The organism is Methyloterricola oryzae, from assembly GCF_000934725.1.
In the GTDB taxonomy this organism is placed as follows: Bacteria; Pseudomonadota; Gammaproteobacteria; order Methylococcales; family Methylococcaceae; genus Methyloterricola; species Methyloterricola oryzae.
The window spans coordinates 1-7,315 of record NZ_JYNS01000042.1 but is presented as its reverse complement, the minus strand read 5'-3'; the positions used below and the strand labels follow the sequence as shown (position 1 = coordinate 7,315).

At 59.6% G+C, this 7,315-nt stretch carries 5 protein-coding genes; 4 read left to right on the top strand and 1 reads right to left on the bottom strand.

The features are described 5' to 3' along the window. Positions 1-61: 61 nt before the first annotated feature. Positions 62-304, bottom strand: a complete 243-nt coding sequence (locus tag EK23_RS24035) for a hypothetical protein (RefSeq protein WP_200892170.1) — start codon at positions 302-304, stop codon at positions 62-64. Between the two features lie 251 nt (positions 305-555). Here EK23_RS24035 and EK23_RS20845 point away from each other — a divergent pair, with 251 nt between their 5' ends. The 4 genes from EK23_RS20845 to EK23_RS20830 all read left to right on the top strand — a co-directional run bounded on the left by EK23_RS20845 (position 556) and on the right by EK23_RS20830 (position 6,715). Beyond that, the gene (locus tag EK23_RS20845) at positions 556-1,233 is read left to right on the top strand and encodes an SOS response-associated peptidase (RefSeq protein ID WP_052808419.1); all 678 of its coding nucleotides are present in this window, start codon (positions 556-558) and stop codon (positions 1,231-1,233) included. Next, complete coding sequence (locus tag EK23_RS22890) at positions 1,230-1,724, top strand: helix-turn-helix transcriptional regulator (protein WP_052808418.1); 495 nt, start codon at positions 1,230-1,232, stop codon at positions 1,722-1,724. The genes EK23_RS20845 and EK23_RS22890 overlap by 4 nt, the downstream gene beginning before the upstream one ends. Positions 1,725-2,316: 592 nt before the next feature. Then, a complete protein-coding gene (locus EK23_RS20835; RefSeq protein WP_045227334.1) occupies positions 2,317-3,237 on the top strand; it encodes an ArdC family protein in 921 nt (306 codons plus the stop codon). Positions 3,238-3,835: 598 nt separating this feature from the next. Next, positions 3,836-6,715 carry a peroxidase family protein gene (locus tag EK23_RS20830; RefSeq protein WP_045227333.1) on the top strand — a complete coding sequence of 960 codons (2,880 nt, stop codon included), beginning with the start codon at positions 3,836-3,838 and terminating at the stop codon, positions 6,713-6,715. Positions 6,716-7,315: the final 600 nt, after the last annotated feature.

Sequence of the window (7,315 nt, the reverse complement as noted above, 5' to 3'; positions counted from 1 at the left end):
CGGCTGGCCCACGATCTCAAAAGAGCACTCCGCTGGCCGCGGCTTTTTCCTCTCACTTCGATCAATCATCATCGTGATGATGGTGGTGATGGCCGTAGCCACCCCAGCCGCCACGGTAGCCATAGCCACCCCAACCGCCACCCGGGTAGCCATAGCCGTTGCCATACCCATAATAGGGCCGGCCATGAGCGTGTCCCCAGCCTTGACCGTACCCGCCATAGCGGGGGTAGACGGCACAGCCGGATAAAAACAGTAGTATCGCAAACAAACAGACCAGCCACTTCCAGCGGGCTGATGGTTTCATGGGTGTTGCACGCCTGTTGACCAGGTCGTGTCTCGTAGTGAATGAAGGCGGGAACCTGATGTTCCACGCCTCCTTTGTATCACCGTCGAGATGAACGCCGGCTGAATCCAAACGCGCTTTGTCTTTCGCCGTGGTGCATCGGCTCCGCTTGCGCGAGAATCAGGCGGACTGGGGCTCTGATCATTCCTGCTGGCGCGCTTCTAACAGCGACGGAAAGGTCAGGGCCTGCCATGAAAGTGGAGGAGTCACACATGTGCACCAACTTTATTCCTGCGTCCCGGCCGGATTTTCCTGTGGCATTGAATCTTCCGGAGCCAACTTTCGACTATCCGCGGGAGACTTACGTGTCGTATCGGGCACCCATCATCCTGGTGGCGCCGGACACAGCAGCGACGGAACTGCGTGAAGCCCAGTTCGGGCTGGTGCCGTTCTGGTCGAACGACACCAAGATCGCGCGCCATACCTACAACGCACGCTCCGAGACCGTGGCAATCAAGCCCAGCTACCGCGATCCATGGAAGAAGCGCCATTATGCCCTAGTACCCATGCTGGGCTTTTTCGAGCCAGACTACGCAACGGGCAAATCCATCCGCCGGTGTATCGAACGGCAGGACTTGGGCGTCTTTACCTTCGCTGCTATTTGGGACTACTGGCGCACTCCGGATGGCGGCGGGCTGACCAGTTTCTCCATGCTCCCCCTGAATGCGGACGGCCATCCGGTGATTGGGCGCTTCCATGCGCCGGGCGACGAAAAGCGCTCCCTGGTCATCATTGGGCCAGAGGACCGGGAGGCCTGGCCGCGGGCGATCACACCCCGGATTCGGTGGAGCGGCGTGTCCGCATCCTCCCTGCAGCGAGTCGCAGCTGCGACTCGCGCCTGTTTCCGCAGATCGCTCAGGCGCTGTTACAGCGCAAGCAGCTTCGTGTGACCCACTACAACCGATCAAGCCATGAAACCAAAGTCCGTGACATCACCCCGCAGCGGTTGGTGTACTACCGGGATAACTGGTACCTGGATGCCTGGTGTCATTGGAGCGAGGGACTGCGCAGCTTGGCCGTCGATTCGCTGGAGCAGGTGGTGATCTTGCCGGACCCAGCACTTGAGTTGGACGAAGCAGCACTGGAGGTGGAACTCGCCGCTGGTTACGGCATCTTCTCCGGCGCCGAGGTGCAGTGGGCGCTCCTGCGCTTCACGCCCGAACGCTCACGCTGGGTGCAGGCCAAAGTCTGGCACCCCCAGAAGCAAGGGCAGCGGGATGAGCAAGGTCGCTACTGCCTCAAGTTGCCCTACACTCAGTCCCAGGAACTGGTCATGGACATCCTGCGCCATGTCGATCAGGTCGAAGTCCTGGAACCCCGGGGCCTGCGGCGGGAAATCCAGGCAACCGCTCAACGGTTAGCGGCGCTGTATCAAAAATAGTTTTGAGCGGCTCACGTGGTGAGCGACTGCCTTCCGTACACTGTCTCCGTCAATGACTAAAGATGGAGACCGACCATGTTGAACCGACTCATGCAAGGCCTTGCGGCCGCCAAACTTGCCTTTGGCTGCGGCTGGAAAACCGGGTTCACACCGCGCCCGGTGCTGCCCTCCGCTGGATGAGATCTCCCTCTACTTCACCCACCACGTGATCCTGCTGCCGAGCGAGTATTGAGTTCTCGCGCAGAGCTCGGGTCGGCTGTCGCCGGCTGGGGCTCTTGCTTTGGCAGTGCTTTGCAATCGGAGAAACAGACTGCGGGTGCAGACTGTTTCAGCCCATCTGGCCGGATCACCCAGACGCGTGAACCGGCGGAGAAGCCCCTAGGGGGCGCTGCCCCCACGCGCGGGACAACAAAAATAACGGCTTTCAAGGCAGAAAAAGCGGCTTTCAGCCGGCGCTGCGCTGGGCCGAAGCTTCCGTTTTTCCGCCGCGAACCTTCCGTGATTTTTGCTTGCCCTTGCTACCCCCCGCGCTTCGCCAGCGGGTCAGGGGTGCCGCCGCGCAGGCACCCTCAACCCGATAGGAGCAAACGCCATGAACACGACCGCGTCCGAGCCGAAATGCGATGTCTACACCCGCGTGACCAACAAGATCCGGGCCGACCTGGAGCAAGGCGAGTTGACCTGGATGAAGCCCTGGAGCGGCGAACATGCCGCCGGGAGGATCACCCGGCCCCTCCGAGCCAACGGCACGCCGTATCAGGGGATCAATATCCTCTTGCTGTGGACCTCGGCTTTGGAGCAGGGCTTTGATTCGGCGACCTGGATGACGCTGAAGCATTCCAATGAGCTGGGCGGCCGTGTCCGCAAGGGCGAGCATGGTTCCCTGGTGGTGTACGCCGATGCCATCCGCAAGACCGAGACCGACCAGGACACCGGCGAGGATGTCGAGGTCTCGATTCCCTTCATGAAGGCCTATACCGTCTTTAACGTCGAGCAGATCGCCGACCTACCCGAGCGCTTTTATGGGAAGCCGGAGGTTCCAGAGGTCAACCCAGATGAGCGGGATGAAATGCTGGACCAGTACTTCAAGAACACCGGCGTCACCATCCTCGAGATGGGCAACCGCGCGAGCTATTCCGTCGCGCTCGATATGATCAAGATGCCGCCCTTTGTGTCCTTCCGGGACTCCGAAAGCTTCTTTTCCACGCTAGCGCACGAGGCTTGCCATTCCACGCGCCACCCGACCCGCCTGCACCGGGATTTCGGCCGCAAGCAGTGGGGCGATGAGGCCTACGCGAAAGAGGAACTGGTGGCCGAGATGGGCAGTGCGTTCCTGTGCGCGGATCTTGGCATCACGCCCGAAACCCGTGAGGATCATGCCGCGTATATTCAGAGTTGGATCACCCTGATTAAAGAAGAAAAGCGCTTTATCTTCACAGCGGCCGCCCATGCGCAGCGCGCCGTTGAGTACCTGCACAACTGCCAACCCAAGACAGCCGATCAGGCCGCCTGACGCTGTCCGAGGAAATTCACTGAGACAGCTTCGTTGCAAACAAGCCACTTCAATTGCTGCCGGGCCCCTTAGCCCGGCATTCTTTTGTGCAAATCCTGGCATTCTCCCTGACGAAGCAACGTGACCACCTTGAGGTTACTTACTTGAGATTTACCCTGACCTTCAAGGTCATCCGCGGTTGATTCTGCGTGATTGGCCTAAAAGTCACCCTGCGAGCAAGCAAAATCAACGGAAATCAAAGGCAGTAAACCCGGTAACCAACAATCAACATCGGTAACCTCAAAAAAGCGGGCAAGACATGTGAAGTTAGCCAACCAGCAAGCCGGTTGCCCACTTCACCTGGACTTATTCGCACCAAGGTGCTCAACGAAGATGAGCGGTAGAGTCCGCGTTCGGAATGGCGGCAAACTGTCCCAGTAAGGCCGGTAGTGCCCAGAGCGAAAAGTAACTGCTATCGGCTTAAGGAGGTCATTATTGCCTGGACACGCCCGGCTGGGCGCGATAGTGTGCCATGGCCATCTCGGCGTGCTGTCACCACAGCATGGCTTGCTTGACGTGGTGCGGCGCAAACAATCAGGACTCTAGGGAGGGTAGGGGCATGCACAGGCTCACTGAATTGGTGTTGGTCGTGGTCTTGGGGTTGACGGGTTGCGGCGGCGTACAACCGGTCAAGCATCTGGCGGATTGCGCGACGCTATTGGCGCATGGGCTGCGGCCCATCGCGGGCGAGCGCGAGGAGCGCTTCCTCGGCAAGGTGCAGGAATATACCGCTTCCTGCCGGGGTGGCGATAAAGCGTTGCAGTTCCGCAAGACGCCCTGGGTGGACTGGCAGAATTACTGGGCCACTGGCGATGCGTCAAGCTTTGCCCCCGGAACGCACAGCGTGGGCAAACTGCTGGGTCCCAACGCCCAGGGCATCAATGGCGCCCTGCTGGACCTGGAGTACCAGCGGATGGAACTGATCAAGTTCAATCTGTGGGATAACAGCGGCACCTTTCCCGGTTACGTGACCGGCAAGGATGGGCGCGATGGCCCCGCCATCAAGGTCTGGGACGAAATGCGGCTGCCCGCGAGCGATCCGCACTATGCTGAGGTGGGCGGTGCCGGGCCGCAGCAGTGTTCGGGCGAACTGATCCGGTTCCGTAACCTGACGGGCATCTGTACCGACATCAAGAACCCCCTGATGGGCAGCATACGCCAGCCCTTTGCCCGCAACGTGCAGTTTGAGGCGACCTTCCCCGATCTAGGCAAGAATGAGCTGGCCCGCAACCGTCACGGCGACCGGCTGGATGTGCTGCGGCCAGACCCGCAAGTGATCAGCCGCGAGTTGTTCAGTCGGCCGCAACAGGATGCGGCGCGCTGCAACGACGGCAAGGGGCTGGCGGACGATTCGCCCAGCGCGCGCTGCGATTACAAGAAGGCGCCGTTCTTCAACGTGCTGGCGGCCTTCTGGATTCAGTTCATGACCCACGACTGGTTCTCCCATCTGGAGGAAGGCCATAACCGGCCCGAGCAGAGCGGGATGGGTTGCAAGAACAAGCTGGTGGACGGGCGCGAAGTGGCACTCACGCCGGAAGAAATTACTCGCCTAGGTTGCCGGCCCGAGGACCGCATCGATCAACCCTATGTGGCCGAGACGGCAGATCCCGCCAGCTTCGAGCATCATGGCAAACGCTATCTGACCCGTGCCTACCGCACCAGCAACAACAATGTCACCGCCTGGTGGGACGCTTCCCAGATCTACGGCTACGATGAGACATCCCGGAAACGCGTCAAGCGCGATCCCAAGGATCCGGCTAGGCTGCTGCTGATCCGGGTGGGCAAGCGCAGCGGCGCGGGGGAGAAACAGGGCTATCTCCCGACCTTTTCGGCGGGCGATCCTATCAATCCGCAGTGGGCGGAACAGGAGGCCACCGGATTCGCTGACAACTGGACTATCGGCCTCAGCTTCTTCCACAACCTGTTCGCCCGGGAGCACAATAAATTCGTCGAAGCCTTCCGCAGCCAGACGAAGGCCACGCCGGATGCGGACTGCGGGCTGCGCAATCCCATCGCCCCGCACAAGCTGATTCGTTATCGCGACGTGACGGCGGACGAACTGTTTGAAATCGCGCGTCTGGTGGTGGCGGCGGAAATCGCTAAGATCCACACCACCGAATGGACCCCGCAACTGCTCTACGACGAACCCCTGTACCTGGGCATGAACGCCAATTGGAACGGGCTGTTCCAGAACAACAAGCTGGTGGCCTCGGCCCTAGAGCAGATCGTGGTGAACAACTTCGGCAAATCGACGGATGCCAAGAAGGCGGCCCAATGGTACTCGGTGTTTGCCTCGGGGCCCGGAATCTTCGGACTAGGCAACCGCGTCTATGCGGACGATGCCGTGTTCGCCCGCTATGACCCGGCCAAGACCGATCTGTGGAGTCTCAAGAACCCGGATCATGTGAACGGCGGCATCAATCACTTCGGCTCGCCGTTCAACTTCCCGGAAGAGTTCGTCACGGTCTACCGTTTGCATCCCCTAGTGCCCGATTTGATCGAATATCGCGACTGGACCCATCAGCCAAACGTCATTCAGAAAAAGGTGCCGGTGGTGGGTACACTGCGAGGCAAGGCGACGGCTGCGATGCGCGGCAAGGGGCTCGCCAACTGGGCGCTTTCCATGGGCCGGCAGCGCTTGGGCTTGCTCACGCTGCAGAATCAGCCGGTGTTTTTGCAGAATCTGGACATGCCCAGGCTGCAAAGCCCCACCGGGAAGATCGACGTGACCGCCCTGGACCTGATCCGGGACCGTCAGCGCGGCGTGCCCCGTTTCAACGAGTTTCGCCGGCAATATGGCCTGCGGCAGCTGACGCGCTTCGAGGATTTCATCGACCCGCACTTGCCGGCCGACTCCCCTGCCCGTGCCGAGCAATTGAAGCTGGTGAGCAAGCTGCGGGACATCTACGGCACTCATCGCTGTGATGCCTCAAAGATCATCACCTCGGCCCAGCTCAACGAAGACGGCACGCCCATCAACGATTGCCTCGGGCAGCCCGATGGCAGCGTGGTCGACAACATCGAGGATGTGGACACCGTGGTCGGCTGGTTGTCCGAATTTGCCAGGCCCCACGGTTTTGCCATCTCCGAGACCCAGTTTCAGGTCTTCATCCTGAATGCCTCGCGCCGGCTGTTCAGCGACCGCTTCTTCACTTCCAGCTTCCGGCCAGAGTTTTATACCCAGTTGGGCGTCGACTGGGTCGTCAACAACGGTCCGGATGGCCGCGTCATGGAGCAGGGTAAGCCCAATGGCCATGAGGTTGAGGTCTCGCCCTTGAAGCGGGTATTGCTGAGGACCATGCCGGAGTTGGCGCCGCAACTGGACGGTGTGGTGAATGCCTTCGACCCATGGGCACGGGATCGCGGGGAGTATTACTCGCTGCAATGGAAAGCCAGGGCTGGAGCCGAGAGCGACCCGGCATTCGGCGCGAGCGAGTGAGCGGCAGCGGACTGCGCGGAAAGCGCGCACTGAGGCCTGAGCTGGTTCTGGGCTTTCTGACCAACGAAGGAAACAAGTATGACTGTCACTAGGTGAATATACGTAAGTCTGCCGGCGGATCGTTTGGTATCAGCGGGCATGAATGATCTGACGTGGGGAATCGTGGAAGAAATCGAAAATCTAGGGTCGAGGATAGCTAGCAGGTTTTCGACGTCAGTATGCGCGATAAGCACGATAGATTTCGCGAGTTTTACGAAGTCCGTCAATCTGACGATCCTTTTTGCAAATTCAAAGTTGAAGGCTTGAAGGCCGGTGGCGGTCCTAGTCTGCGGCGGCCAACCGAGTTGTGAAGTGTGAGGTCATGTTGTAATGCACAACTATTGAATTCATTAGTTTCCGAACTGTAATATCTGCGATATTTTGGATAGTTGCATGCAAAGAATTGCATTAAGTGTAGAAGTCGCGACCTGATCTGACAGTTACCCGTTTTGGGTGCGCTGGGTTGTCAGATCAGATTCAACTGACCGACTTTCTGGTTCCACACCTCCTTTCCAGCGTGAAGCGTTTGTAGGGGAGTGCGACCGCAACACATCTTACCCT

What these genes read in the sequence shown, in the direction of transcription:
- EK23_RS24035 (WP_200892170.1), bottom strand. Translation starts at nt 304, where the DNA reads ATGAAACCATCAGCCCGCTGGAAGTGGCTGGTCTGTTTGTTTGCGATA.
- EK23_RS20845 (WP_052808419.1), top strand. Translation starts at nt 556, where the DNA reads ATGTGCACCAACTTTATTCCTGCGTCCCGGCCGGATTTTCCTGTGGCA.
- EK23_RS20835 (WP_045227334.1), top strand. Translation starts at nt 2,317, where the DNA reads ATGAACACGACCGCGTCCGAGCCGAAATGCGATGTCTACACCCGCGTG.
- EK23_RS20830 (WP_045227333.1), top strand. Translation starts at nt 3,836, where the DNA reads ATGCACAGGCTCACTGAATTGGTGTTGGTCGTGGTCTTGGGGTTGACG.